Source organism: Saccharicrinis sp. 156 (assembly GCF_050589685.1).
GTDB lineage: Bacteria > Bacteroidota > Bacteroidia > Bacteroidales > Marinilabiliaceae > Saccharicrinis.
In genome coordinates this window covers 80,630-107,446 of sequence record NZ_JBNGOS010000012.1, presented here as the reverse complement: position 1 = coordinate 107,446, position 26,817 = coordinate 80,630, and the positions used below count along the sequence as shown (strand labels likewise).

Sequence of the window (26,817 nt, the reverse complement as noted above, 5' to 3'; positions counted from 1 at the left end):
GAAGTCTACACGGATTCAAAAACTTCATGCTATTTGCGGTATATAGAGGATATCCATTTATTTACTTAATAAAATTACTAATCAACATCATTTTTAATAACACAAGGTGCTTCCTGTAGTACCCATTACCCAGAATTGGGGAAGTCTATTGCCTTAAAATTTGCTCCAGATGCTTTGTTTCATTCCCAAGTAAGCCCGTCTTTTATTTTCCTGTTAAGATATCAAAGATGAACAAATAACTTCCTGCTCCACTTGCGTAAACCATAACGTAAACAATTAGAATGATGTCAGATATGACCTTTACACCCATAAGGATATAATACCTTTTTAATAGAGTTCATATTTTTATTTAAAAACATATTGACAAAGAGAGAATTAAATCGGATATTAATATCTAATTTTCCTAGTTGCTAAAGTAACGATCTATTTATGTAACATACGTTAAAACAATATTCATTAATACATTTAATTATGGAGGTATCAAGCCACGGTTATCAGTTAAACGACATCATCAAAAGGATGGAAAACAACAATTACAGTGTTTTTAAAAACGATCGTAAACCATATAATTTGAATCTGATAGGCATAAGAACGACAAGCAGAATCGCCAATGCTTTTGATGATTTTGTGGGTTACTTCTACCATTTCCGCGGTAAATGGACTTTTAAACTATATCCAGCAACTACCGACCCTGGACAATATTGGCTTGACAAGCCCATGATGCTGGCAGGTACTGCGATCCTCAAAGCCGGTCAATACCGACAGGCATACACCATTGGACTGCATGCGGGTAAATATAGAGCATTAAGACAAGCTGCCCCTGTAACGGTTTATCGCGATCCAAACCGAGATAACATGTTGGATCATGATGTGCAAGAAAGTACCGGAATGTTTGGCATCAATATCCACAGGGCTTCTGCATACCAACCCAGTGTTAAAGTATTCAAATGGTCAGCAGGTTGCCAGGTTATTGCAGCGCCAAAAGATTTTCAGGAGTTCATGGACGTTTGTACCAAGGCATCAAGGCAATGGGGCTCAAAGTTTACCTATACTTTGCTGGAGGATTGACCTATTTCGTTTGTTACGCAATTTTAACCTGCGCCTTTTATGCCACTCTCCACAAACTTTTTAATCCACCTAACCCGCTCCTTACCAATCTCCTGAACTTTCAACAGGAACTTTTCATCAGCTAACAATACCTGCTGAAAACGGCCAACGTGCTGTCATAGTTCTTCTCCCAGTCTGCCCCGGCCATTGGCAGGCCTTGCATATACCCACCATAATAATATAAATCCTGTTACGCAATTCAACCACTTCAAAACGAGGCGCTTTACTGAGTTGCTTACATAATGTTTTTGGTTTATAGGTTTGCCTAAAGACAACCTGCTGCTCCTTTAATTTTGGCTGTGCTATCATCAACAGCATTTGCACGGTATATTTGGAACTGGATGTTTAGTTAACAGGAATTTGCCAGGCTATTGAGATAGAAAGTAGGGCTCCCCTTATGGCTTCCCGCGAAATGTCGTGCCTGGTATTAAAAGAATTTCCCTCAATGATCAGAGTGGGAATATATGTACTTTTTCTAAGTTCATAGCATTGCTTATACAGTCGGCCCTGCAACCAGGAAACAACAAAATCATCTTTGGTATTTCGTTCTATAACAACCTACCCATCAATGATGTAATCTCCTGTTTTTAAGACCCCGACTTTGACAAAACACTCTTTCTCGTTAAGAATAGCCGGAATACCTGTACATTCCGCTGGGTAATCGGCAATAATGTTAAATCGGTTTGTTTATTCTTGATTAAATTTATAATATTATCTTATTTAAATATCGTATAATTTAACCCTAAAATCAGACTAATCTATGTTGGAAGAAGGTGATAATGATTTTGTTGACTATAGAAGACTACCCATCTTCAAAAAAGGCGAAGAGATTTTTGAAGTAGTCCATCAAATTTCAGAATTAATTCCGGAAGATGAAGATCACTTACAGAGTATCAAAGAAATAATGCTGTCCGACGCCTCATTACTAACAACAAAAGTAGCTGGTGCAGAGGCTTCTACGCTTTACGACTTGAAAATGGAAGCTGCATCTATTATTCGAAAAGCGGCCAAAGATTTGATGGTGCAGAAGCATTCTCTCATTATGTTTGGCTTCGAAGATGTTGAATATTTTGAGATGGTGCGCGAGTTGATCGAAGAATACCGATTGCTTTTTATTGACTGGGTAGCAGGTTTCGATAAATGGAATTACATCATCGATCGCTGGGGGCTGTTCAACCCGCCTGGCGTGGGACCTCATGATAAAGATCCGGATGATGATACCCTTTTTAATGGGGAAATTTAGGAAACAATACCCCATTCAACGCACAACTTTTTAATGTAAAAAAATGGCCATTTACTACTTCTGATTCTAATAAATCAAAATTATTCACTTGGTATTAAACCCACTAAATCCTTGAAATCTTCGAACTTGTCAATATCGTCCTGAGGCAATTTGTCGCCTCCTTTTGGCATACCTCCAGAGTTGACTTGGCTATACATACCTGTGGCCCTGTTCATGGCATTTGTAAATGTTCCATAATTGCTGGTATTACTATTGCTGTGATAACCTGCGTGACATGAAGTGCAACTAGCAGTAATAACAGATTTTAAGGTAGAATTATAATATGCTTCTGCTGCTTTATACTCTGCAGTTTCTTCTACTGATACAGGTACATCTACTTCCTCATCGTCGGAGTTGGAACATGCAACCAACACCAGACACAGCATACTCAAGAATATTAACTTTTCCATAATGAACAATTTTAATGATTTATAGAATATCTATGCCATACTTGGTATCCATAGAATTGAGGCTAAGGTAGATTTTGGACCATTATGGTAAACCTATTTTTTACGGCAAGTACTTATTCCAAACGGCGCATATAAAGGACACCAGCTAATAAAAGCAGTCAATAAAGGGATAAGACCAACCAATCCCCACCAACTCTTGTAATAAAATCCACCTACAATAATTATAATACCCAAAATAATGCGGATTGTCTTATCCGCTGCACCCATATTTTTTATCATAGTCAAATACTTATTTTAATCTAAACAAATATACGACACGTTGGTATAAAAAATATGTGACCTAGGTTACAGACTCTGTAATAATTTTATTTCCCCCCGATCCAACTCTATCAAACCATCCTTTTCCATTAGTTTTAAAAGCCTGGATATAACCTCTCTGGCTGTTCCAATTTCACTGGCTAATTCCTGGTGTGTAAAGCGCAGTAGATTACCGTTCTTAGCCTGTAATTCACGAAGTTTATCGTACAACCTGTTGTCGGTTTGCTTAAACATAATACTATTCACCAATGTTAAAATACTGTCTAAACGATCGTAGTACATCTTAAAAACAAAGTGCTTCCACGATTTATACTCGTCCATCCAACGTTCTACTTTCTCAACTGGTATCTTTACAATTCTGGTATCTTTCTGTGCAATAGCCTCTACAGTGCTTTTTTTCTTGTTCAGGCAAGAAGTGATCGAAAGAACACAGCTTTCTCCTTTCTCTATATGATATAAAACAAGCTCCTTCCCATTTTCATCTGTTTTTCTAACCTTAATATCTCCGTCCAATACCAAAGGAATCTCTTTGATATACATATTCTCGGTCAGAATGATTGTATTTTTAGGAATCGAAATTTTACCAAGTCCACCTATTTCCTGTAAAAGTTTAGGTTCAAATAGTATTTTTAATAAGGCGTTTAATTCCATTTTTCTTGGATACCAGCTTAAGTTATTACTTACTGAACCTAACAATATGAATTAGTTTAAGTTTTAAACAAATGCATTTCGGCTTATAAATAAACACCCATATCTATCTAAATTACTTCCCCTTACAACAATATTCAAATAATTATTTTTTTTCTATTAAACCTTTTTAGTCCGCAAACATCAAAGAACCGAAAGCAATTAAAAACCCGGGAAATTAAAAACAACAATTTTAAAATTAGAAAACATGAAAAAGGCGACATTTATATTAGGACTAATTTTATTGACGGCAGTAGGATATGCAGAAGCACAAAAGAAAACACCTGTTACAACCAAACGTCAAATTAATCAGCAAAAGCGTATTGTACATGGTGTTAAAAACGGTGCGCTTACCAAGGGTGAAGTAATACAATTAGAAAAACAACAAAAACATATTAACAGGACAAAGCAGGTTGCAAAAGCAGATGGAGTGGTAACCAACAAAGAAAGGGCCATCATCCAACATAAACAAAACAAGGCAAGCGCCAATGTTTATGTAAAAAAACACAATGGTTTATCAAGAAATTAAATTTTCTAATGTGAATCAGGGGTCCAACTGCTGATTGGCATGGCGAGCAACATCAGAATGTTATCAATATTAAAGGTTGTCGATCGGATAGATGGACAACCTTTTTTTTATTTGTCATCTGATTGTTATCTCATTCTGGTGAATGATTACGGTATTACGATACGAATAGGAAACCATTGATCAATAATTTTAACTTTGGCAACACAAGTAAAATTAATTCATATGAGATTTCTAACGTACATTGTATTATCTTTGGTATTCCTATCTTGTGTTAGCAATACCCAAACCAATAAACAGAAAGAGATAGACCTGAAGTCCGAAATTTTTGTTCCATTACACTACATCGTTCCCAAAACTACAGAACCCATAATTATCGATGGAATGGCAGACGAAGAGCAATGGCATACGGTTCCTTTTACCAAATCATTCATGGATATTGAGGGCATAAAACAACCTAAGTACAATACCCAAGTAAAAATGCTTTGGGACGATGCGTTTTTGTACGTTTATGCCTTGCTGGAAGAGCCACATATATGGGGAACCCTGAAACAAAGAGATACTGTTATCTTTTACAACAACGATTTTGAAATATTCCTGGATCCGTCTAATACCACCTACAATTATGGCGAGATAGAAGTAAACGCCTTAAATACGATTTGGGATCTGAAACTGGACAAACCCTACCGCGTTGGCGGGAAACCCGATAACAGCTGGAACCTTGACCACCTTAAATGTGCGGTGCACCTTGAGGGTACATTAAACCTTCCCAATGACACAGATTCTTTCTGGGCAGTTGAGATGGCTATTCCGCATAAGCCGATCATGAAATTAAAAGGTTCTTTAAAGGACAAACCTGCCAACGGAGAACAATGGCGCATTAATTTTTCGAGGGTGGAATGGGATTTTGACATAATTAATGGAAGATACGATCGAAAAAAAATGGACGGGAAATATCTTCCCGAATACAATTGGGTATGGAGCCCGCAGGGTGTTATTAATATGCACGAACCCGAAAAATGGGGCTTTTTGCAATTTACCGGGCAGCCCAGCATTGAAAATGTTGCGTTTCGTGCGGACAAAGACCTGATATTTAAACAGGCCGCATACGCCCTTTTCCGTCTGACGCGTTTTGGTTCATTAAAATATTTATTGGAAGCGGAAACCGAATATAAAGAACAGTTAACCGTAGTTCTAAGTGACGAAATAACCACTAAAGCAGTTTTCGAGAAAACCAAAAACGGATTTAGTTTTTTCATCCATCATCCTAAAACCAACATGGTATTTATGATTAACCAGGATGGTTGGCTAAAAATGAGCAAATAATATTAATAATAATAATAGAAACATATCAAATGATCACCATGAAAAGTTTAATTGCCATTATTACTATCGTAGTATTATGTTCTTGCAACAATGTAACACAAAAAACTACGATTGAAACAAAAGCGGGAGATGATAAATTTGTGTTTGCCACCTGGGTGTCAGCCGGCAAAGAGTTTAAGCAGGACAAATGGGAAGAAAAGCTCGACTATTACAAGTCCATTGGCCTTTCGGAAGTATTAATAAATGGAAATCCTGAGGTACTGGAACAAATCATTCCTTTGGCTGATGAAAGAGGACTAAAAATACATGGTTGGATGTGGACCTTAAACCGTCCTGGCGATACTATTGCTAATAAACATCCCGAATGGTATGCCGTTAACCGACTGGGTAAAAACTCTCTGGAATACAGAGCCTACGTTGATTATTACCAATGGCTTAGTCCGCACCACCCCGAGGCACGTGAACATATCAAAAACAATGTACGTAAACTGACTAAGGTAAAAGGATTGGCATCTATCCACCTGGATTATGTCAGATATGTTGATGTTATCTTAGGTGCTGACCTGCAACCCAAATATGACCTGGTACAGGATCATGAAATGCCGGAATACGATTTTGGTTACCATCCTATAGCACGCGAAGGATTTAAAAAAATATTCGACAAAGACCCGTTGGATTTGGAACATCCCGAGCTGAGCACCGAATGGCGCCAATACAGGCTCAACGCTATCACAACCCTGGTAAACGAATTGGTTGAAATAGCCCATGGAGAAGGACACAAAATGACTGCGGCGGTTTTCCCTTTCCCCGAAATGTCGCGTCAAATGGTACGTCAAGCCTGGAACGATTGGAACCTGGATGCGGCTTACCCCATGTTATACCAAAACTTTTACCGCGAAAATATCAATTGGATAGGTTTCGCAACGGAACAAGGTGTTAAAGATGTCGATTTTCCAATTAACGCGGGGTTATTTATGCCAGCCTTTAAATCTCCCGAAGAATTGGAAAAAGCTATCTTGCTAGCTAAAGAAAAAGGGGCAAGTGGTGTTTCAATTTATACGGCGGATGGTTTAAGCCCTGAAATGCAGGAGGTGTTTAAAAGGCTGAGCCAGGAATTGTAAAATAACTAAAGAAAACGTACTTTTTTTATTGACTTTGAATCATACTTATTGGATATTTGTATCTGAATACCCCCTTTACTTATTTTTATAACCGGTAAAATTCCACCAGATGCTTAACAATCCAGCTATCGACATCGCCATCGGGCTTGTTTTTATTTATGCCGTGTACAGCCTCATAGCCACCACTTTAACCGAGCTTATCAATTCCTGGCTGAACCTGAGAGGGAAAGTATTGCGTACCGGTATAAAACGAATGCTGGACGATCAGGATAATAAAAGTGATACTGATGAAATATTAAGCAACATTTTCCTGGAAAGACCGGAGTTTAAATACCTGGGCAAAAAAAGTATGTTTACAGGTAAAAGCAAACTGCCTTCGTACCTCAAGCCCAAGACATTTGCGAAAACCCTGTTAAACATGCTCGACAAGGTTTACGACAGTCAGATGGATCTGTCGGTCGTAAAAAGTAAATTGAACCCGAATAGTCCCACCCATCAGTATCTGATAGGATTGATAGAAGGTGCAGAAAACAAAACCGAAGAATTTAAAGCGGGTGCCGAAGAATGGTACAGCGAAACCATGGAACGGGTATCGGGTTGGTACAAAAAGAAAGCACAGCTAACCACATTTATTGTTGGTTTGGCCATCGCTTATTCCATGAATGTAAACACCATTGAAATCGCAAAAAGATTGGGCAAAGACGAAAAGTCGCGGATTGCTATGGTAGAAGCGGCAAGTGGTTATGTTGCCAGCTATGGCTCCCTGGATTCAATACCGGATAAAGGACTCGAAAAGGTTGATGCGTTAACAACTCAAATAGAAGAATTACTGAATGAAACAAAGACCGTAGATTCAATCATAGATATTAAATTTCCCAGCCTCGACATGGATAGCCCAAGTTGGTTTACCTATATCTTGGGTTGTTTGCTGACAGCTATCGCATTATCGGTTGGCGCACCATTTTGGTTTGATTTGCTGAATAAGCTCATCAAATTAAGAGGATCAGGTACACAGGAAAAAACCGAGACAGATACATCCCTTAAAAATAAGAAGAAAGGGTTAAATCCGGCACAGGAAAATTAAAAAATTCATTAACTCAGGAACCCAATTATACCGATATAGTGAATATGTGGAAACTGATTTATCAAAGTTATGCGAATATTTATCGGGATTAAAGTCAAGGCTCCAACAAAACTTGCCACAATAAGACAACATATTTCCGAGGAGCACAACAAATGGGTAAAGGAGCACAATTTTCACTTAACCCTGGTTTTTATTGGTCAGGCCCAACAGCAAGATCTGAAAAAAATATCAGCTGCCTTGAAGAATATCGTTCGAAGCCATGCGCCGTTTAACTTTATTATTAAAGGAGCGGGAACTTTTCAGAAAAGAAGGAGCAGCGGGGTACTTTGGTTAGGAGTGGAAAATTCCGAAACTTTAAACAAACTAAAGGACGATATAAACAGGACCATACTTCAGTTGATGCCCTCGTTGAAACCACAACATATGGCTTATACCCCGCACATTACGGTCGCCCGGTTAAAAAACAAAGATCTACTTACCAAATACCGTCAGCTGCTCGAACAGGCAAATATCAGCACAACACAATCTGTTTCCGAGGTCATCCTCTATGAAAGTGTTTCTGCACCAAATGGGGTTGAATATAATGTACTGGAGAAGTTTAAATTGTCAGCCATCAATTAACCTAAACAAGCCAGTCCGACTTGGTTGTGGTATGTGCAAGTGAGGCGTTAAAAGATCACGCGTGGATTTGCTTAAAAACACGTGTATTTTTTCCAATCTCACAAACAATTGATTATCCAAACATGCTGTTACCGCCAACAAACTCTGTAAAAATGTTCATCTTTTTTCCAAAAATTGTCTTTAGAACTCAACTGAACGCCCATTAGATGAACAATATATATTTCACTTATACGCAGCAATGACAGATCTCGGATTATAGTAACAACCCATAAAAAACAAAAAAGGCCGATTCAAAAAGAACCGACCTTGACAATTTTTGGGGGAATTTTAATTCCTAAATGCCAAATAATTTATAGCCAATGGTAAAAGTTAGCACATCTGTCTTTTGACCGAATTCTAATTTTGAGATGTCTTTTATCCCCCACTCATATCGTACGTCGGCCGAAATTCTCCAAACCTGGGCACCCAAACCTGCCTGGAACGACCAGTTAGCATCTTTCATACTTTTAAGGTCATCTTTTGAAATGAATGATGCGACAGGACCGGCAACGCCATAAATACTGGCCACTTTTAAATCAAGCAATTGTAAATTTGCTAACAAAGGAATATCCCATGACTTAATATCGTTATTGACTACAACCGTGTTTCCGGTCTCGGTAAACTTATACTGCGTTTGCTTTTTTGCATAATAAAGTTCCGGTTGAAAAGATAATTTTCCCACAAGTTTTAAACGGCCGTAAGCTCCAAATAAGAAACCATTTTTAGCTTCATTCTTGATTTCAGTCCCGGATGGAATGCTCGACAAATTGATCTTCGTACTATTGAAGCCAGTCTTTAAACCGACAGCAATTCTATCTTGCGCAGATGCCGCACTTACCAATCCAATAAATGCACATACCAATAAAATCTTCTTCATAATAAAATAGGTATTTAATAATTAATATTGCTGTATTTGTAATAAATGACAATTAAGTTCAAATATACACGTATAATATTGTTTTCAAACACCCTATATACAGTGTAACAACACAATAATTAACTTATCGAACAATTCATTCATTTTACCTATGTTTTTTTTCACTATATCAAAACTATTCCGTTCAAGCATTTATTTTCAGTATCTTAAACAAACTTAACCGTTCGAATAAATAATAGCATTATACAAACCACAAGACATGAGTACCCAAACACTAGTAAATAATAAATCCCAAAAACTACTTCAAAAGATTATTAGAACCTTAATTATAGACAACCATCAGGAAACCATTCAAGACCTAATTAAACAGCTAAGGCATTTTAACGAAATAGAAGTTATTGACTTCGCTACAAATATCAGGGATGGTTTAAAGAAAGTGATTTGTTCCTCGCCCGACTTGCTGTTTTTAGATGAGGAAATGCCAAACAAAACCGGATACGAATTTTATAACGAATTAACAAACACAGGTATTCGAATTCCCAAAGTAATCTTTACCTCGGAGCATGGGCTATATGCCATTAAAGCACTACACCACAACGCAATTGATTACCTTACAAAACCAATAGACAATTTTGAACTGACCATGGCCATACAACGATACAAAAAAGTAATCATGGAAAAAAACGAGAACCACAAACTCGAAGTCCTGGCAAAAAACAGTATAAAAAACAAGAGAATCCTTCTTCCTAACATTACCGGACTAAAACAAATTTCGCTGGATAGTGTGCTCTACTTCCAGAAAGAACATAATAAAATAGAAAAGGTAGAAATCTGTTACGGGATTTCTCATTCAGAATTCATCCCCGGCCATATATCACTCAAAAACTTAATCGACTTATTACCTGAACAAGATTTTTTTCAAATTGACCGTCACACCATCATCAACCTTGACTATTTAACCGATATTGAAGTTAAAACAAGAACCTGCATTCTTAACAAATGTGACGAAGTTATACATTTATCTATTTCCAGAGGGAGGTTAAAGAAATTTAGAGAGAAATGTAGGGTATAATAAGTTTAATCTTCTAAAATACAATATGATTAAATGTACTGCGAATATACCTTAGCAGATTAGAACTTGCAGAAAAGTTTTTTCACCTTTCGACACCTCTGTTTTACCATTTTAAGCAACCTACCAACCATTGCCCAACGCTCTAGCAAAATCAAGATTGCAAAACATCTCTTTTAGTAGTTAATTGCTTCTGAAAACTTATAAACAGACCACAATGCACTACCTAATTAACCTAAAAACACCTTTTATTATATCATCCCTTATTCTAATGGCATGTATTTCTTGTTCAAAAGATGAGGATACAAACATAAATAATGAACCCGAACAAAAATCCTTCAGGGTAAAACAGTCATACTTATTAGATGAAAACGGGACTAAAATTCAATATCAAACTTTTTCGTACGAAGATGATAAGCTGGGAACAGTGGAAACATATCGTATAGAAAACGGATTGTGGACAATACAATACAAAACACAAGTAAATTACGACGGAAATCAAGTTTGTATCATAGAAACTGATGCTGATGGTTTTGAACACAGTATTCGACACACATTTACATTCGAAGGAGAAAACATTGCAACCGAAAGCTATTGGAATATTACTTCATCACCTTGGACAGAATGTAAAAAACTTACCTATCAATATAAAAATGACAATTTAAGCTCCTTCTATTTTCATGAAATCAATGGAATTACTGAAAAAGATTTAAAAGGAGAGTATATCTACCAGGACACAGAACTTCAGCAAATAAAATACTCATTTCTTGATTCAGATGATCAATGGTACGAAAATCTCAAATGGACATTCACTTATTCCGGTGATTGCATAACTGAGTGTACCGAATATTATTTTGGTATCGATGACGACTGGGAATATTTAACCGACCGCGAGTGGAAGAATATCTACAAGGGAGTATACTCTTATGTAGAAAACAATGTTTCGGACATACAATGGTTTTATTACGACGAAGATAGTGAACAATGGGAATTAGAATACATTATGAAGTACAATAGCAACGCCTGCTTAACCGAGATACAAATAGGTTATAACCAAAATTTTTACTACGAATACGAAGAAGGTATAGGTAACGAAGATGAACTAGGTTTTATCATAGACACCGAATATATATTCTTTAGGTATATTATTGGTGGATTTTAATATATAGCCTCAAATTCCCTATGGTTCTTTATGTTTTTGATGCCAAATTTCTAACCTGGTCAGATGCCATGGTTCATGAATGTATGGATTACCGAAACGAAGCCTTTTCTGTATTAATAGACAACAAGATATTACGGTTCTGGCATAAAAAGCTCAAATAATCTACGCTCACACTTCTGGGAATATGATTAAACCAATAAATATAACAACATAATACCAACTCTATTAAAAGCAAATGGCCTTTTGGGGCAATACTCATACTTTTTATATTTCCCCAATTATATTCACAACTAACAACAGCAAGTTCAGGAGGTGAATGTACTGGAAACAACGGATGTTTGAGTCATACCATAGGTAAAAGTTTAACCAATGCAGATTATAGGTTTTCTGCCGGAGTGCAACAAGCATACGAAATACTGCTAATTACAAACATAAGTACTCCAACAAATGAACCAAACGTTAAACTATATCCTAATCCGGCAACAGAATATATCACCATTGAAACACCTACAGAATAATCATCTACCTAGAAATATGAAGTATATGATATGAATGGAAAGTTATATTAGAAAAGCAAGTTGAAGCTCATAAATCGACTATTTCAATGCAAAACCTACCTGCGAGTAATTATATCATCAGAATTATAAAAGATGACAAAGTACTAAAAGCTTATAAAATTCTAAAAAAATAACTATGAAACAATTTGCATTTTTGCTATCATTTATTTTAATAGCACCTATATTGTATTCTGAGGCTCCTCAAAAAATCAACTATCAGGCTATAATAAGAGATTCAGATGGCCATTTAATGCAAAATCAAGAAATTGGAATTGAAATTAGTATTATCGAAAACTCCGAAGATGGCTCTATTATTTATACCGAAACACAAACCGTGACCTCAAATTCAAATGTTTTAATCAACTTATATATAGTAAACGGTAGTTCTACTGATTAGCTTATAGCTGTACCATGGGGTAAAACCAATTACTTTGTTAAAACTAAAATTGAAATTAACGGTAGTACAAATTATACTATTGAAGGGACGTGTGAATTAAACAGTGTTCCATATTCATTATAGCACAAAATAGTTTTTCTTCTCAAAGCATTAACGCATATTATGAGGATAGCATTAAGGGGGCATTTGTTAGTCTTAAAGATGGTTCTCCCTTACTTGGTTTTCAATCAAACACAGAAGAAAACAATCTTTTATTATCAGAAAAAAAACTAATGTCCCTTGATGCAGACAATGCCATAAAAACAAATATAACTGACGAGAGCATTACTTTTTGGAATACAAACTCTTACCTTTCTTTTGGATACTTTGACGTTAACCCGGCGTTAATAATGTACGACAATAGCAACTGTCAATTACTGCTAAGCAATAGTAATACCGGTGGTATATTTAGCATTTATTAAAATACAGGTTCGCTTACCGCCCATTTAACAAATTCTAACGAAGGAGATTAAGCCTTTGGTGTCATAGAACTGTTAGCCCCCAACACATACCAAAATGCAAATATTGATTCGCTAGTCACTAATATGAATGGTGGTCTGGTTACAGTTAAAGACGAAAGCGGTGCATCATAAGCCGGAATGGGCGTTGATTCAGATAGCCAGGGATATTTGTTTGCCGAAGTGTAAAACTTTTAGATAACCGACCCAAACAATAATTAGCAAACTATAAACTATGCCTCTTTAGAAAGTCCTGAAGTTGCCGCATATTACAGAGGTTCTGCAAATTTAACCGGTGGCAAATGTACCCGAACATTTTACAAGTGTTAGTAGCAATAAAAATTTAACAGTATTAGTTACTCCTTTATCAGCGGCTTCAAAAGGGTTAGCTGTAATAGGTAAGTCGAATACTACAATAGAAGCAATAGAATAAATGAACGGATCAGGATCATACCAATTTGATTATGAGATTAAGGCTATCAGGAAAGGGTATGAAGATTACAAGGTAATAAAACAGCACTTGACGAAACGAATTAATACGGCTCGTTTTCCATAATAATTTTTGTATATACAAAAACCACCGAAATATCCAGTGGCTTTTGTTTTGATTATCAAACTGGGTTAATAAAGATACTTAATACTACATTTCGTTAGATGTCTCAAGTCGCGTTATACGTGACCTAACGTTGGTATTGAACTCTTTGATAACAGTATTTATTTCGTCAATAAGAAGCTGTAAACCATCTTTTGGCGAAACCACTTGAAGCGCTTCGATAAAAGTAAACAACGATACGTACGAAAGCCGTAGAGCTTTTGTGGCATCTTCGCTACTAACCTTGGTTTGGCTGGCTTTAGCCTGTGTTCGTACTTCAAGTGCTTGCTCAAAATTAGTTTGTGCCGTTTTAAGATCGGCCACCCAGTTTGCGGCCTCAATAGTAATAGCAGCCTCTACCAACTCCGGCATGTTCTCTAAATCGTTCATCAAATTGAGGGTTTGTGCACTTTGCTTATTGTAGCTGGCCGTGTTCATAGCCCAACCATAATGGCGAACCCGGGCAATCAACAAATCAGCAGCTTCTTGCCACGATGGTCTGATACATTTTTGACAAGCCTGCAAGTAGTGCTTGAAAGCAATAAAGGAGTTGTCCCGCTCTGCATCGGCCTCAACCACATCTGTTGTCAACTCAGTAGAAACTGCCTTAGTGAGGGCTTCTTTCATTTGACTATGCGCTGTGCTTACAGAAGCAAAAGGAGCTATTAAAGAAAGATCTTCGAGGTTATAACGCTCTGAGATTTGCAATACCCGATCGCTGAAAGAAAGGTATTCTCGAGTATGGAACTTGTAAAACATTGGGGATTCAATCATAATTCATAAGATTTAAGTTTGATAACCAGTTCTAATTTAACAAATTAATATATCTATTCAAAACCTATGGGAAATTTAAATATCTTTATATAAGCAAGAACGCGACAATTCAAAAACAGGAAACCGTAAGAAAAAAATAACAAGGTGTTAAATTTAAACGATAGTCAACACCTATTGTCTATATCCATTTAAAGTCAAAAGAACTTCTGAAAAGCTACAGCCAAAGTATTTTGAATAAAAATTACTTGTTCCGGGTATCCGGCTGTGTTTTTTTGAACGAAAAGTAATTACAAGGTCGCGTCCCAATATCGCAGCGAATCCTCAACATCAATACAATATGATTCACCTCAATTACAACGGATACCCTGCACAGGTACTTAAATTTCAAAATGATTTGATTGAACCTTAAGCGCAACTGTTGGAGTTTCAAAACAGTTATGGAGAAGTATAAGGGAGACATCTTTACTTTCAATTCGAAAAATTCCGTTCGGCTATACATTTTAACCGTTCAGTGATGAATTACAACCACTGACCTGCCATATCAGAACTACCCTCTTGAAACAAGAAAAATAATGGCGTTACTTGTATCTCAAAAATTAAACCTACTAAAAATGAAACCATTTATACTTGTTTATTTTTTATTATTGAGCTGTACAATTACAGCCCAAGACTGGAACGAGATACAAAAAACATTACCAATACCTTACCAAAAAAACGAAGGGGATCATTATGGGAGCTCAGTTGATTTAGACGGTGACTATGCTGTCATTGGGGCAGCAGAATATTCTGATAAAATCGGATGTGCATACGTTCTTCATTTTAATGGTACAGGTTGGGATAAAATTGCACAGCTTACTTCGTCGGATGGTGAATATTTAGACTATTTTGGATGTTCAGTTAGTATTTCTGAAGATATAATCGTGGTAGGTGCAGAGAATAACGAAAACGATGGTGCAGCCTATGTTTATGAGAAACCAGAAACAGGATGGTCAAGTATGACTGAAACAGCTAAACTCCTCCCCTCAGGTTCGAGTGATAAATTCGGCTGCGCTATTGACATATATCAGGACGAGATTATTATTGGGGCTTGGTTAGAAACTAGTTATAGTGGTGCAGCCTATATTTTTGTTAAGCCAACAACCGGTTGGTTAGATATGAACGAGACAAGTAGACTTACAGTTTCGGATAGACATGTTTATGATAGATTTGGATGCTCTGTAAGTTTATATAATGGAACTGCTGTAATAGGTGCTTATGGTAAAGATGATTTTGGAGCCGCTTATATATTTGAAAAACCTGAATCTGGTTGGTCAAATATGAACGAAACAGCTAAACTTAACGCTTCAGATATAGCTGAAAGCGATGATTTTGGATTTTCGGTAAACATAAATAATGATGTTGCAATAATCGGCTCAAGAGACAATGATGATAATTGTGGTGCAGTTTATCTATTTGAAAAACCAATAGGTGGGTGGGAAAACATGGAGGAATCTGTAAAACTCGCCCCTTCTACACGAACTACCTGCCACTTTGGTTGGTCAGTATATGCAGATGATGATGCTATAATTATAGGAACCACAGATAACACAGGAGATAGTCAGGCTTATATTTTTGAAAAACCAGAAAGCGGATGGACAAATATGACTGAAACTACAAAAGTCAAGATCTCGGGAGAAAATGAATCAGATATTTTTAGAAGTACAGTATGTATATCAGATGACCATGCAATAGTAACTAGTGAATATTCCAATAAACTAGGCTATAATAGTGGCGCAGCTTATTTCTTTAACAAAACTTCTACAGATTGGACTTCTATCAGTGAAATAGAAGTAACACCTTCAACTCCATATTTTAATAATGAATATGATAATTATGGCACTTCGGTTTGTATAAATGAAAACTATGCTGTTATTGGAGCTCCTGGATATTCCAATGGCAAAGGATGTGCATACGTAATGTATAACAACAATAATGAATGGAAAACAATAGCAACACTTACTGCTTCTGATGGAGTTGCAGATGATGAATTAGGCATTTCCGTTAGTATTTCCAACGATATTATTTGTGTGGCAGCTTATGATGATGACCGAATGGGAGCAGTATATATTTTTGAAAAAACTGAAGCAGGTTGGACAGACATGACGGAAACAGATAAGCTAGTAGCTTGGGAAAGGTTGAGTTATGAATATTTTGGCATGTCATTAGACATTTGTGGAAATAACATTATCATTGGTGCTGATGAATCAATATATATGTTTGAAAAAACATCTTATGGATGGGAAAAGAGGGTAAAAAGATATACCAGCACAGAAAATAATTTTGGACATTCAGTTGCTTTATCCGAGAATTATTCTGCCATCAGTCAACGAGTAAGGAATGATAAAGATAATTTGTTTGGAGGCAGAGTATATGTTTATGAAAAAACAGGTGCAGACTGGGGAGATAGTGAATGGATTGCTACTTTATATCCTTCTAATAATGATGATTGTTTTAATTTTGGTTGTTCTCTCAAAATAAATGAAGATAATATTATTGTAGGAGCTTCCGGCAGTAGTAATGAAGCAGTTTATATTTATGAAAAACCGGAAACAGGTTGGCAAAACAAATCAGAAACTGCCTGCCTAACAGCTTCTGACGGTGACAAATATGATTATTTTGGAAGTTCAATCAGTATTTCAAATGAAAATGTAATAGTTGGTGCATATGGTGATGACGATAATGATAAATTTGGAGGTGCTGCTTATATTTATAATAAGCCCTCAACTGGCTGGACAGATATGACTGAAACTACCAAACTTATAACATCAGATGGTGGCGCTAATGATCGTTTTGGCAAATCGGTATTTATCTATGGTAATAATGCAATTATAGGAGCTATTTATGATGATGAGAATGGACTTAAAAGTGGTTCTGCTTATATCTATAACATTGAAGATGCCACAAATGTAACGGATCTAAATACACAATTACCGATTTACTACCCCAACCCAACATGCGACATTGTCAATCTGGAATTATCAAACCAAGATACAAAACCTGAAAAAGTATATGTTACCAATACTACTGGACGTAAAATAATTAGCAAGAATGTTAATGGCTTAGATGAACTTGAAATTGACCTATCTGGATATGAAAGTGGAATATACCTTATTGAGCTACTATATTCTAATCATTCAGAAGTATATAAAGTCATAAAAAAGTAAAATTTTGAATATCTTAGGATATAGGACACTTTTAATATCTCAAAAAGCCATCCGAATTAGATGGCTTTTTTGAGATTATTTGTATTAGCAATAATAAAATTGCTGTTACATTTTTACTTTATTTTGAGAATTTGACTTTTTTGAATTCGTATTCTTCGAACTTTTATTAGCTGACTGCCTACTTCTATTATTTCTGTTACCCGATGAATGATTATTCCTCCTAAACGGTTTCTTGGCTGGTTTTGCCTCTTCCACCGGTGGTTCTCCCGGTTCAAAACCTTCGATGATTTCGAGTGGGATAGAATGGTCTAACAATTTTTCGATGCTTTTTAAATAATCCAGCTCTTCATGTCCTACCAACGAAACCGCTTCACCATTGGCCCCTGCCCTGCCCGTACGACCTATTCTGTGCACATAATCTTCGGGGACATTAGGCAATTCAAAATTAACCACATGGGGCAACAAAGGTATATCCAATCCTCTGGCGGCCACATCGGTGGCTACCAGGGCTCTTACCGTTCCTTTTTTGAAGGCATCCAAGGCTTTAACCCTGGCATTCTGGCTTTTATCGCCGTGAATCTCTGCAGACAACACCCCTCTTTTATTTAACTTTTTACCCAGTCTGTTGGCGCCACTTTTTGTCCTGGTAAAAATTAGTACCTGTTTCCAATCCCCATCTTGAATCAACCTGACCAGGACCGCTGTTTTATCCACTTTAGCCACATGAAACGCTTTTTGAATAATCTTTTCTACAGTTGTATTTTCAGGAGCAGCTTTTACGGTAACCGGATGGCTTAAAAATCGGTCGGCCAGTTTTCGAATTTCTTTAGAAAAAGTAGCCGAGAACAACAGGTTTTGTCTCCTCTCCGGCATTAGGCTAAGTATTTTATTCACATCGCGGGCAAAACCCATATCCAACATTCTGTCGGCCTCATCCAACACAAAAATTTCAATTTTCGCTAAAGATATCACCCTTTGTGTTTGCAAATCAAGCAATCTGCCGGGCGTAGCCACCAATATATCTACCCCGTTTCTGAGCTTGGCTATTTGCGGTTTGATGTTAACCCCGCCGAATACAACGGCAGATCTTAAGTTTAAAAACTCGCTATATTCTTTTACGTTCTCGAATACCTGGGCAGCCAACTCTCTCGTTGGAGTTAATACAAGAGCGCGTATCGGTCTTCGCCTTAAAGGAGGCTCTTGTGATAAAATTTGCAACATAGGTAAGGTAAAACCGGCGGTTTTCCCGGTTCCTGTCTGCGCGGAAGCCAGCACATCTCTTCCTTCCAAAATAGGGGGAATGGCTTTTTCCTGAATTACTGAAGGTTCCGTATAATTTTTCTTTTCAACTGCCTTTAATAAAGCAGGAGTTAATCCTAATGATTTAAATGTCATATATATTATTTAGTATCTGTTAAAATATCGACGTAAAATCGGGTTCAAAAGTTGAATGAGTTATGGCTAATAATTTATCGACAACTATATTATTCCATTAGCCCTGTGCTTTATTACAGGGAGAAAACATACCCCACACCCCATTGAAAGGCGGTGCTAATGAATAAGCCACATTATCAATCCATTGTACTCAAATTGTAATACTTAACTTTACGCTTGCTATTTTTTGTCTTTAATAAGAAGGTGTCAAAGACAAGGCTTTCGATTTTTGAGCTAAGAAGTCCGTGATGTAAATAAGACTGTTTCAAAAATGAGAATAACCTGCCTACGGTAAGGCAGGCGAAGTATTTGGTATTTTCTTGCAAAGACCATCTAGAAAGACACTCCCTTATTAATGGCTGTCTTCTGAAAATGCGCACAAATATAAGCTAACATTTCCATTAATTGCCTATGAATATAAAAAAATAACTGATTGCCGAGGAATACGGCACCATTTAACCCGGATTATTCATCACTTTCAGAAAGATGTATGCAAATACCGGTTTCCCTGCATCGGCTAAGCGCCTGCACGAAAGCTTCGAGTGCAAACCCACGGTTTGTGGCAGGCGAATCCCGACAAAGTTGAGTCTATTTTTGTTTAGCAAATTTGGTTGCAAACCTTATTCGCCGTCAGAAGCAGAGATTATTATCACGAATTTCAGGGGTTAAATCCGCTACTTATTTCGTATCGTGAGATCCATATTACCAATAAACACCACCATCCGAATTCCACAATTGTTTTTTCGTTCACAATCTGGAAATTGGTTATAGTTGCCTTTTGCAATTTCCATAGCATTAAAAACCAATACCATACTGTCTAACACATCGTCATCGACGACATCTTTTTTAAAGAACTGATTTCTAAAAACATGAAAGTGCTTTTCAATATTCGGGTATAAAGTTTTTAATAGCACTAACCGTTCCCGTACCCCTTCTACTGTTTTCTTTTTATAGCTTAAAGCTGCTCCTTTCAAATTTTTGAAACAAAGTTCGGGATGGCTTTCATGCAGTTTTTCCTTTAATATTGGGTGTTCATCTAAAAACATATCCAGCTCTTTTATTTTGGGCACGATATTCCAGGCTTGAATGGAGATTCCTTTACCCTGAATCTCTCTATTCAAAGCATTAGCTTCCGGATAGCTTCCTGCGTAAACTGCCTGGCGGCATGGCACATTAAAAACCGAAGAACTAAAAGGGTGACCTAATTCTTTTCTGGCTAAGGCATCACAAACGCGCTCCTCGCCTTTTTCAGAAACAATTCCCATCGGCATATCAATGGAAACCGCCTCTGATTGCCGCAACAAATCAATACCATCGGTAAGATTCCTGAACAGTTTAATATTCAGCTCCCTGTTATCATCCAATACAGAAAAAAGCCAGCCACCCCTGCAACCATCAATACCTATGTACCAACCTGAATCCATTATATTTTTGTGCCGATAAAAAAACCATAACTGTAATAATCCCTGTACTTAACGTACATCTCCATCTCTTCCATATGCTCCTTTACAGTGGCTTTCGCCTCATCGGAATTGTTGTGACGTTGAAGAAAATCCGGAATCTGTTTTAGCGAAGGCTCATAGTAGTTGTTTACCCAGCATTCTTGGGGAAGAACAAAAGCGCCAAGTGGAGCAAAGCCACATTCTTCCACCACTTGAATTTTATTACTGAAAGAATCCATCCCGGAATAGGCCTTATTCCAGAAATCGCATAGTTTCTTTGGCCGATTGGGCCTGATCCAGCATATCTCGGAAACTGCCATAAATCCACCCTTTTTCAAAAACTTACGCCACTGCTGCAGTCCATTCTTAAACCCCATATTATAAATGGCCCCTTCCGACCAAATCATATCCAGACTTTCCTTTTTAAACGATAAGTTCTCCATTGACTCGCATACGGTCTTAATCCTATTTGAGAGTCCAAGTTCTTTGGATATATAATTTAGTTTATCCAGAAACCGGGGAAATAGATCAACAGCTGCAATTTGGGAATTGGTATTTTTTGCCAAGTCAATGGTCTGCTGTCCTGAACCACAACCAATATCGGCTATCTTAATCTTTTCTTTGTCGTTTTTGGGGATAAACGACAAAGCTTTCAAAGTGGCCTCTTTGCTGCCGGGACCTTGTCTATAATTGTTCAGGTGAAAATCAACCAGTAATTCTAAATAATCCATATCACATATCAGCTAACATATTATTATTGAAGCCATTCCCTCTGCAAGAAAACCTTGTGTATATTATGCCCCTGTCCGCCAAATGGTCTGTGTTCTTTTTTTCCCCCATCCCTCCAACTCCCGTGGAGCACTTCCCCCAGCCTTTGGTATAAGGGAAGAACCTAAACCATATTTTACTGAAAACTGATTGCCGAAAACCGACTAGCAATTACGTGCTTCTTTTTCCTGTGGTAATAGACAGTGATAAATCATGTAATTCACCGGTACGTCAATTCCATGCTTTTGAGCCAGTTTTACTACACTTCCGTTTTGATAATCCAATTCCGAAGGGCGACCTGCCCAAATATCGCGTGCCATCGATGAATTGGCCGTGGGCGCAAAAGACATGGTAGCCTTTAAGGTTTTTTCTTTGACTTCTTCGGGCAGTTTGATCCCCTCGGCAATCGCTACAGCATACATTTCATCTATCATTTTCTCCATCAACCCTTTGAGTTCCGGCGTATTGCACAAAACACCATAATTGGCTCTTGTCAATGCCCCAAGTCCGCCCAAACAGATCAATAAGAATTTTTTCCAGGTATCTCCCTGTATATATTCCGATAATTTGTTTTTTATTCCGGCCGCATCAAATACTTTTTTAATAAGCCGAGCCCTGTCAGACAAGGAATTGTCCAGCTCTCCAAAAATCAAATAAGGTTCGGCGCTCATATGCTCAATAACACCGGGTTCTTTTATCTTACTGAAAATATTACACAGTCCGGCCATTACATTTTGCGTGGGTAACGACTCAGATAATTCTTTGGCTGCCATCACCCCATTCTGCAAAGGAATCACCACGGTATCATCAGAGATAACTTCTTTCAACTGTTCGGCCACCTCTTTCACCTGCCAAGCTTTTGTGCCGATCAAAACCAATTTTGGCGTATGTAACTTTAATGGAGTATCTACTACATGTGCATGCTCAACCAGATAATCGCCATTCGGACTTAATAGTTGAAGGCCTTTCCCGCCCATGGTTTTGCCATGCTTCCCTCGGGCTACAAAAGTTACCTTGTTTCCGGCCTGAGCCAATCGGGCACCAAAGTATCCGCCCACACCGCCAGCACCTATAATTGCTATGTTCATTGTATTGGTTTATTAGTCATTGGTCTATGGCTATTAGTAATGAATTAACTACTGACTAATGTCAAATGACCATTGACTGAGATTTATTGCCTAAATGCAGGTGAAGTTAACACATTTGATTGAATGATATTCTTGGGTAAATATTCTTTTTTATTGGCACGTACCGGACAAATGTCAATTCCCCCTCTGCGTGTATAAAGACAAGACACCATCAGAGCTTCCGGCTCAAATTTGTCCATCAACCGTTTATAAAGCATCTCACAGATTTCTTCATGAAAATGATTCTCGTCTCTTATGGAAACCAAATATTTCAACAAGGACATTAAATCTACACGGTGCTTGCTTTTAATGTGGATAAAAGCACTGCCCCAATCCGGCTGATGGGTTATTTTACAATTACTTCGCAAGAGGTTGGAGGATACTTTTAATTCATGTGTTTCACTTGTTGGCGCAGAAACCAAAAGTCTTGCATCTTCCTTAAATCTGTCAAACGTTGCATTATCCGCTCCAGGCAATTCTTCCAATAGGCTAAACTCTCCAAAATCAGATATACCTTCATTATACCTATGATGAAACGAGGCTTCTACCTCCGTTTTCAAAAGCGAAGACAAGTCTTTTTTAACCGTTTCCAGAACCATCGCAATTCCCTCTTCCTTATTTCCGCCATATTTACCCATATTGAAGGAGTTCAGATAAAGTTTGAGCGATTTGCTCTCAACCAGAAATTCACTCTCGCATGCATAAACAATTTTAAGAACACCTGTCACCGGCAACCCCTTTTCGGTTAAAAAACCCAATTCGTAGGCATGCCAGGCATCTACTCCTACAAATGGTAGGTGGCTATCACTAATTTGATATTGTTCTCGATTTAGTTTACGAGGCACCGCCACCAATATTTCAGGGGCATATTCCCTGGGATGGTTAATTTGTTTGCCAAGTACTTTTCCTTCCATATTATTGGTCATAGGCAATAGCGATTAGTCAATAGTAACCTTTAAAAATTCCGAATAAACATTTAATTTCCGAACCTCGATGGGCGTTGCAAACGATTTTCACCTTTGGCCTTTATCAGGTTTTAACTTGAATGACCAGTGACAAATGACCGGTGGCTTTAGTACCTGTAACAAATTCTGATCACCGATCACCAATTACTGTTTACCAGTTCTGCCTACTGATCACACTCCTATCTTACTTCCAAAAATATCGATGTGAATCCGAGGCGTATATTTCCAGCCGTTCTGTATGCACTGGTGAAGAACAATCGGGTTGGACTTAGCTATCTGTTCTGTCTTCGCGCCCAGTGGCATCAACATGATATCCTCTTGATTATATGCCACCAACTCATCCAGATAGTCCCGTTTAATTTCTTTTGCATCATCGATTCTACCCACTACAAACTTTAGCTGCAAATCCTTTTCGGTTGAATTGGCAAAATAGATATAACTTTGCAATACATCTACATTAAGACGAACCTCGTGATGGTATCTGGATGCTCCTGACTCCTCTTCTCCGTACGAATGCAGTTTTTCTTTAGATGGAACCGAGTTACTTAATTTTGGAGAAATACTGAACAAATCAACATATTTAGCCACATCTTTATCAAAGATAGTCCCATTGGTTTCCAAGGTGATGTGTAAGTGCAGTTTTTCTTTGATCACTCGACAAAGTGCAGCTACACCTTTTTTTTGCAACATGGGTTCACCACCTGTAATAACCACATGTTTCATCTCACCAATATTCTGCTTTATGGTTTCAATCACCGCTTCTATGCTCCACGCTTTTTTATCGTCAGGATGGAACGAAGCGTACGAAGTATCGCACTTACAAAAACTACCATCCTCCATTTGCCAGATACAACGTAGGTTACAGCTGGCCAAACGAACAAACAAAGACGGTGTACCGGCCAGTTTTCCTTCTCCCTGGATCGTACCCGAGATAGCTAAACCTGTGTTTGGCAACTCATGAACAGCCTTTCCTTCGGCGTCTTTCGTTATGGGAAACACACCCTCTCCCACCAAAACCAGTTTGGCATTATTTATATCTGCATCTATGCCTCTGTTAACTTTCTCTTGTACTATCATCGCTATTCCCTCTGTAATATTTTTCAATTCTTTCTTCTCTGTCTGCCGTATACCTTATCTTAGTGCCGCATCTTCATACCCTGCTTCCTCAAACGCCTTTGCCCTTAACAGACAGCTATCGCAGGTTCCGCAAGGTTTTTCTCCGCCTCTGTAACACGACCAGGTCAAGCCAAAGTCCACGCCCAGCTCCATCCCCAACTTTATCTCTTCTGCCTTGGTTTTATTGACAAAAGGAGCATGTATTGTAATGGGCTTTCCTTCTTCGGCCCCCATCACTGTCCCTTTATTGATGGCTATTTCCATGGCATCGATAAACTCCTGACGGCAATCCACATAACCCGAATAATCTACCTGGCTTACACCAATATAAATATTTTGTGCATCAATGCTCTCCGCATAAGATGCTGCAATGGATAAGAACACCATATTTCGCGCAGGAACGTAGGTCACCGGAATATCTGTACGGGTTACATCCCCATCTTCCACTTCTATATTTTTATCGGTCAGCGAAGAACCTCCAAAATCACCCAAGTTTAAAGTCACAATTTTATGTGCCGCCACACCAGCCTTTTCGGCAATAGCCTTGGCATGGTTCAATTCCGTTTCGTGACGTTGGCCATAATCAAACGAAAGGGCATGAACCTCGTCATAACCTATACTCTTGGCCAAATATAATGCTACAGCAGAATCCATTCCGCCCGATAATAATACTACAGCTTTGTTCATCTTAAAATAAGTATTCCCGAAGATTATAAAATTGAAGGCATCGGGATTTCCCTTCGGTCATTAAGACTTAATACCAAGACAAACCATCTAAAATATAAACGAAAGATATGCGCACAGGAATGTGCAAAAGAAAATATTCTTTATCATACCCTGGTTTTGTTTACAGACAGGATGGCGTAAACGAACTGTCTTGAAAATCCATGCAAAGATATACAAAAACTTAATTGCTTCCTATTCCGTATACTTTAAAAACATTTCTGTAGTTTAGTATTCAGACTGATGATGATATTCGTGCAGAAAACCAACTCTATGAACAACTACTACCATATATTAGGGGTTACACCAGATGCCACGTTGGAGCAGATAAAAAAAGCTTACCGGTCAAAGGCTAAATTATATCATCCGGATATCAATAAGGCCAGTGATGCCAACGAACGTTTCATTTTAATTAACGAAGCCTACGAATATCTTATTAATATTACCGGCAACAGTGTTAACCGAATTAAAAGAGCCAAAGAGAAAGCAGAAAAACAAGCCGCCTATCAACAACAGTGGGAACAACAAGAAAGAGAGAAAGCCAGGGAACGTGCGCAGGAAAGGGCTCGTATGAAATATGAGGCCTTCCTAAAATCGGACGTATACAAAGCAACAGAAGCCATTAATGTGATATTTGATATTTTAATTACCGGAGTTATTATACTTTTTGTCATTGTCCTGCCTTTCCTAACCATTAGAGAGTACGGGACTAAAGCGATTATATTGAGTATCTTAATCCTGTTGCCTTCATCCCCGCTATGGTTTCGTTTCATTGTACGCAGGGTCAACAGTGTGGACGTACGGCATATGCTGGTAAAGACCAGACCCACCATCCGGTCGAAGGTAAGAAATATTTTCCTTGGATTCCTTGTCAATATCATGGTTTTTAATGTGATAGTTTTAAACACACTCATTGAAACCCATATGATCTTTATAATATATGGGGTGGCGATAGTTTTAGGAATTTCGATTGCCAGGATAATAAAAAGCTGGTACTATAAATATTTGGTACGCTTCGATTTTGCTCCCGGTATAGTAAGCTTGTTTTTTGTGCTTAATTTCTATTTTTCCTCCAACCCGCGGATCGAAACATACGAGTACAGCCTGGATTTTAATTCTTCACCTTTATACACAACTATAGAACTGGAAAACAATGCCTACATGGAATTTGCCAACATCCGATCATTCTTTTTCAAAGAAAAGTTAATAGGCAACAATGGCATTACCTATAAATTTGAAGAAGGCTTGTTCGGGATAAGGGTTGCCAGATCAATCGAAACACACCGGATTTATTCTCAATAACTTCTTAAATCCCGATTCTTATGAGTCCAATTCAACATTTATTCTTTAATTTTATGGATATGATTTATCATAACTAAAACCCATGAAACGATCATCCACCTTATAAATCATAAAGTATGCAAGGGAGAATAGCCTTCCGCAATACTGCCGAACGACCTGTCCTCAAGAATTTCGGGAGGCATTCCCGTACTTGATTCGGAATTATAAACATCCATGAAAGTTCCTGTCCGGCAACTACCTGGTTTGACACATTTTCTATAGACAAAAATTTTAAATAGATAAAAAATGTAC

At 37.7% G+C, this 26,817-nt stretch carries 26 protein-coding genes; 13 read left to right on the top strand and 13 right to left on the bottom strand.

All coding sequences use genetic code 11. From position 1 onward, the window contains the following. The first annotated feature begins 471 nt into the window (after positions 1–471). Positions 472–1,068 (top strand): hypothetical protein, encoded by a 597-nt coding sequence (locus ACRD64_RS09455; protein WP_430933074.1) that lies wholly within the window; start codon positions 472–474, stop codon positions 1,066–1,068. Between the two features lie 384 nt (positions 1,069–1,452). Here ACRD64_RS09455 and ACRD64_RS09450 read toward each other — a convergent pair whose 3' ends face one another. Next, positions 1,453–1,659 carry an ERCC4 domain-containing protein gene (locus ACRD64_RS09450; protein WP_430933142.1) on the bottom strand — a complete coding sequence of 69 codons (207 nt, stop codon included), beginning with the start codon at positions 1,657–1,659 and terminating at the stop codon, positions 1,453–1,455. Positions 1,660–1,867: 208 nt separating this feature from the next. Here ACRD64_RS09450 and ACRD64_RS09445 point away from each other — a divergent pair, with 208 nt between their 5' ends. Next, a complete protein-coding gene (locus ACRD64_RS09445; RefSeq protein WP_430933073.1) occupies positions 1,868–2,350 on the top strand; it encodes a hypothetical protein in 483 nt (160 codons plus the stop codon). 80 nt (positions 2,351–2,430) lie between these two features. On the opposite strand, the gene ACRD64_RS09440 is transcribed toward ACRD64_RS09445, so the two are convergent. The 3 genes from ACRD64_RS09440 to ACRD64_RS09430 form a co-directional block, all read right to left on the bottom strand. Further along, positions 2,431–2,799: a hypothetical protein gene (locus tag ACRD64_RS09440; protein WP_430933072.1), complete on the bottom strand. Its 369-nt coding sequence runs from the start codon at positions 2,797–2,799 to the stop codon at positions 2,431–2,433. A gap of 93 nt (positions 2,800–2,892) precedes the next feature. Continuing rightward, on the bottom strand, positions 2,893–3,066 hold the full coding sequence (locus tag ACRD64_RS09435; protein ID WP_430933140.1) for a YgaP family membrane protein: 174 nt from the start codon (positions 3,064–3,066) through the stop codon (positions 2,893–2,895). A gap of 78 nt (positions 3,067–3,144) precedes the next feature. After that, positions 3,145–3,813, bottom strand: a complete 669-nt coding sequence (locus ACRD64_RS09430; RefSeq protein WP_430933071.1) for a Crp/Fnr family transcriptional regulator — start codon at positions 3,811–3,813, stop codon at positions 3,145–3,147. A gap of 199 nt (positions 3,814–4,012) precedes the next feature. Here ACRD64_RS09430 and ACRD64_RS09425 point away from each other — a divergent pair, with 199 nt between their 5' ends. The 5 genes from ACRD64_RS09425 to thpR all read left to right on the top strand — a co-directional run bounded on the left by ACRD64_RS09425 (position 4,013) and on the right by thpR (position 8,482). Beyond that, positions 4,013–4,333, top strand: a complete 321-nt coding sequence (locus ACRD64_RS09425) for a hypothetical protein (RefSeq protein WP_430933070.1) — start codon at positions 4,013–4,015, stop codon at positions 4,331–4,333. 222 nt (positions 4,334–4,555) lie between these two features. Beyond that, positions 4,556–5,656 carry a carbohydrate-binding family 9-like protein gene (locus ACRD64_RS09420; RefSeq protein WP_430933069.1) on the top strand — a complete coding sequence of 367 codons (1,101 nt, stop codon included), beginning with the start codon at positions 4,556–4,558 and terminating at the stop codon, positions 5,654–5,656. Positions 5,657–5,694: 38 nt separating this feature from the next. Further along, positions 5,695–6,777 (top strand): family 10 glycosylhydrolase, encoded by a 1,083-nt coding sequence (locus tag ACRD64_RS09415; protein ID WP_430933068.1) that lies wholly within the window; start codon positions 5,695–5,697, stop codon positions 6,775–6,777. Positions 6,778–6,886: 109 nt separating this feature from the next. Continuing rightward, positions 6,887–7,861 (top strand): hypothetical protein, encoded by a 975-nt coding sequence (locus ACRD64_RS09410; protein WP_430933067.1) that lies wholly within the window; start codon positions 6,887–6,889, stop codon positions 7,859–7,861. A gap of 69 nt (positions 7,862–7,930) precedes the next feature. After that, positions 7,931–8,482, top strand: coding sequence for an RNA 2',3'-cyclic phosphodiesterase (thpR, locus tag ACRD64_RS09405; RefSeq protein WP_430933066.1), 552 nt, complete (start codon positions 7,931–7,933; stop codon positions 8,480–8,482). Positions 8,483–8,816: 334 nt separating this feature from the next. Here the strand turns inward: thpR and ACRD64_RS09400 are convergent, their stop codons facing one another. Continuing rightward, positions 8,817–9,398, bottom strand: a complete 582-nt coding sequence (locus tag ACRD64_RS09400; protein WP_430933065.1) for an outer membrane beta-barrel protein — start codon at positions 9,396–9,398, stop codon at positions 8,817–8,819. Positions 9,399–9,657: 259 nt separating this feature from the next. On the opposite strand from ACRD64_RS09400, the gene ACRD64_RS09395 reads away from it, so the two are divergent. From ACRD64_RS09395 to ACRD64_RS09380, 4 genes are all read left to right on the top strand, one after another. Continuing rightward, positions 9,658–10,470, top strand: a complete 813-nt coding sequence (locus tag ACRD64_RS09395) for a LytR/AlgR family response regulator transcription factor (protein ID WP_430933064.1) — start codon at positions 9,658–9,660, stop codon at positions 10,468–10,470. A 214-nt stretch (positions 10,471–10,684) separates the two neighbouring features. Continuing rightward, positions 10,685–11,629, top strand: coding sequence for a hypothetical protein (locus ACRD64_RS09390; RefSeq protein WP_430933063.1), 945 nt, complete (start codon positions 10,685–10,687; stop codon positions 11,627–11,629). A 338-nt stretch (positions 11,630–11,967) separates the two neighbouring features. Next, positions 11,968–12,147, top strand: a complete 180-nt coding sequence (locus ACRD64_RS09385) for a hypothetical protein (protein WP_430933062.1) — start codon at positions 11,968–11,970, stop codon at positions 12,145–12,147. Positions 12,148–12,322: 175 nt separating this feature from the next. Continuing rightward, the gene (locus tag ACRD64_RS09380) at positions 12,323–12,583 is read left to right on the top strand and encodes a hypothetical protein (RefSeq protein WP_430933061.1); all 261 of its coding nucleotides are present in this window, start codon (positions 12,323–12,325) and stop codon (positions 12,581–12,583) included. A 1,137-nt stretch (positions 12,584–13,720) separates the two neighbouring features. Here ACRD64_RS09380 and ACRD64_RS09375 read toward each other — a convergent pair. Further along, positions 13,721–14,446, bottom strand: coding sequence for a DUF6261 family protein (locus tag ACRD64_RS09375; protein ID WP_430933060.1), 726 nt, complete (start codon positions 14,444–14,446; stop codon positions 13,721–13,723). 611 nt (positions 14,447–15,057) lie between these two features. On the opposite strand from ACRD64_RS09375, the gene ACRD64_RS09370 reads away from it, so the two are divergent. Continuing rightward, positions 15,058–17,649, top strand: coding sequence for a T9SS type A sorting domain-containing protein (locus ACRD64_RS09370; protein ID WP_430933059.1), 2,592 nt, complete (start codon positions 15,058–15,060; stop codon positions 17,647–17,649). Positions 17,650–17,754: 105 nt separating this feature from the next. Here the strand turns inward: ACRD64_RS09370 and ACRD64_RS09365 are convergent, their stop codons facing one another. The 7 genes from ACRD64_RS09365 to queC all read right to left on the bottom strand — a co-directional run bounded on the left by ACRD64_RS09365 (position 17,755) and on the right by queC (position 25,188). Next, complete coding sequence (locus ACRD64_RS09365) at positions 17,755–19,044, bottom strand: DEAD/DEAH box helicase (RefSeq protein WP_430933058.1); 1,290 nt, start codon at positions 19,042–19,044, stop codon at positions 17,755–17,757. A gap of 713 nt (positions 19,045–19,757) precedes the next feature. Further along, positions 19,758–20,507 (bottom strand): DUF429 domain-containing protein, encoded by a 750-nt coding sequence (locus ACRD64_RS09360; protein WP_430933057.1) that lies wholly within the window; start codon positions 20,505–20,507, stop codon positions 19,758–19,760. Then, entirely contained in the window at positions 20,507–21,256 is a 750-nt protein-coding gene (locus ACRD64_RS09355) for a class I SAM-dependent methyltransferase (RefSeq protein WP_430933056.1), read from the bottom strand. Before ACRD64_RS09355 ends, ACRD64_RS09360 begins: the two co-directional genes overlap by 1 nt. Positions 21,257–21,457: 201 nt before the next feature. After that, on the bottom strand, positions 21,458–22,381 hold the full coding sequence (locus ACRD64_RS09350; protein WP_430933055.1) for a 2-dehydropantoate 2-reductase: 924 nt from the start codon (positions 22,379–22,381) through the stop codon (positions 21,458–21,460). An 83-nt stretch (positions 22,382–22,464) separates the two neighbouring features. Beyond that, entirely contained in the window at positions 22,465–23,346 is an 882-nt protein-coding gene (locus ACRD64_RS09345; RefSeq protein ID WP_430933054.1) for an NADPH-dependent 7-cyano-7-deazaguanine reductase QueF, read from the bottom strand. Between the two features lie 210 nt (positions 23,347–23,556). Continuing rightward, positions 23,557–24,489: a 7-carboxy-7-deazaguanine synthase QueE gene (locus tag ACRD64_RS09340; protein ID WP_430933053.1), complete on the bottom strand. Its 933-nt coding sequence runs from the start codon at positions 24,487–24,489 to the stop codon at positions 23,557–23,559. Positions 24,490–24,516: 27 nt separating this feature from the next. Further along, complete coding sequence (gene queC / locus ACRD64_RS09335; protein ID WP_430933052.1) at positions 24,517–25,188, bottom strand: 7-cyano-7-deazaguanine synthase QueC; 672 nt, start codon at positions 25,186–25,188, stop codon at positions 24,517–24,519. Positions 25,189–25,497: 309 nt separating this feature from the next. Between queC and ACRD64_RS09330 the strand changes: the two genes are divergently transcribed. After that, entirely contained in the window at positions 25,498–26,526 is a 1,029-nt protein-coding gene (locus tag ACRD64_RS09330) for a J domain-containing protein (protein WP_430933051.1), read from the top strand. Positions 26,527–26,817 lie beyond the last annotated feature (291 nt).

Bases quoted from the DNA above. Each gene is read 5' to 3' on its own strand.
- ACRD64_RS09345 (WP_430933054.1), bottom strand. From the start codon at position 23,346: ATGACCAATAATATGGAAGGAAAAGTACTTGGCAAACAAATTAACCAT.
- ACRD64_RS09375 (WP_430933060.1), bottom strand. From the start codon at position 14,446: ATGATTGAATCCCCAATGTTTTACAAGTTCCATACTCGAGAATACCTT.
- ACRD64_RS09395 (WP_430933064.1), top strand. From the start codon at position 9,658: ATGAGTACCCAAACACTAGTAAATAATAAATCCCAAAAACTACTTCAA.
- ACRD64_RS09400 (WP_430933065.1), bottom strand. From the start codon at position 9,398: ATGAAGAAGATTTTATTGGTATGTGCATTTATTGGATTGGTAAGTGCG.
- ACRD64_RS09370 (WP_430933059.1), top strand. From the start codon at position 15,058: ATGAAACCATTTATACTTGTTTATTTTTTATTATTGAGCTGTACAATT.
- ACRD64_RS09355 (WP_430933056.1), bottom strand. From the start codon at position 21,256: ATGGATTATTTAGAATTACTGGTTGATTTTCACCTGAACAATTATAGA.
- ACRD64_RS09330 (WP_430933051.1), top strand. From the start codon at position 25,498: ATGAACAACTACTACCATATATTAGGGGTTACACCAGATGCCACGTTG.
- thpR (WP_430933066.1), top strand. From the start codon at position 7,931: ATGCGAATATTTATCGGGATTAAAGTCAAGGCTCCAACAAAACTTGCC.
- ACRD64_RS09390 (WP_430933063.1), top strand. From the start codon at position 10,685: ATGCACTACCTAATTAACCTAAAAACACCTTTTATTATATCATCCCTT.
- ACRD64_RS09360 (WP_430933057.1), bottom strand. From the start codon at position 20,507: ATGGATTCAGGTTGGTACATAGGTATTGATGGTTGCAGGGGTGGCTGG.
- ACRD64_RS09415 (WP_430933068.1), top strand. From the start codon at position 5,695: ATGAAAAGTTTAATTGCCATTATTACTATCGTAGTATTATGTTCTTGC.
- ACRD64_RS09420 (WP_430933069.1), top strand. From the start codon at position 4,556: ATGAGATTTCTAACGTACATTGTATTATCTTTGGTATTCCTATCTTGT.
- ACRD64_RS09380 (WP_430933061.1), top strand. From the start codon at position 12,323: ATGAAACAATTTGCATTTTTGCTATCATTTATTTTAATAGCACCTATA.
- ACRD64_RS09365 (WP_430933058.1), bottom strand. From the start codon at position 19,044: ATGACATTTAAATCATTAGGATTAACTCCTGCTTTATTAAAGGCAGTT.
- ACRD64_RS09445 (WP_430933073.1), top strand. From the start codon at position 1,868: ATGTTGGAAGAAGGTGATAATGATTTTGTTGACTATAGAAGACTACCC.
- ACRD64_RS09435 (WP_430933140.1), bottom strand. From the start codon at position 3,066: ATGGGTGCAGCGGATAAGACAATCCGCATTATTTTGGGTATTATAATT.
- ACRD64_RS09425 (WP_430933070.1), top strand. From the start codon at position 4,013: ATGAAAAAGGCGACATTTATATTAGGACTAATTTTATTGACGGCAGTA.
- ACRD64_RS09350 (WP_430933055.1), bottom strand. From the start codon at position 22,381: ATGAACATAGCAATTATAGGTGCTGGCGGTGTGGGCGGATACTTTGGT.
- queC (WP_430933052.1), bottom strand. From the start codon at position 25,188: ATGAACAAAGCTGTAGTATTATTATCGGGCGGAATGGATTCTGCTGTA.
- ACRD64_RS09410 (WP_430933067.1), top strand. From the start codon at position 6,887: ATGCTTAACAATCCAGCTATCGACATCGCCATCGGGCTTGTTTTTATT.
- ACRD64_RS09440 (WP_430933072.1), bottom strand. From the start codon at position 2,799: ATGGAAAAGTTAATATTCTTGAGTATGCTGTGTCTGGTGTTGGTTGCA.
- ACRD64_RS09455 (WP_430933074.1), top strand. From the start codon at position 472: ATGGAGGTATCAAGCCACGGTTATCAGTTAAACGACATCATCAAAAGG.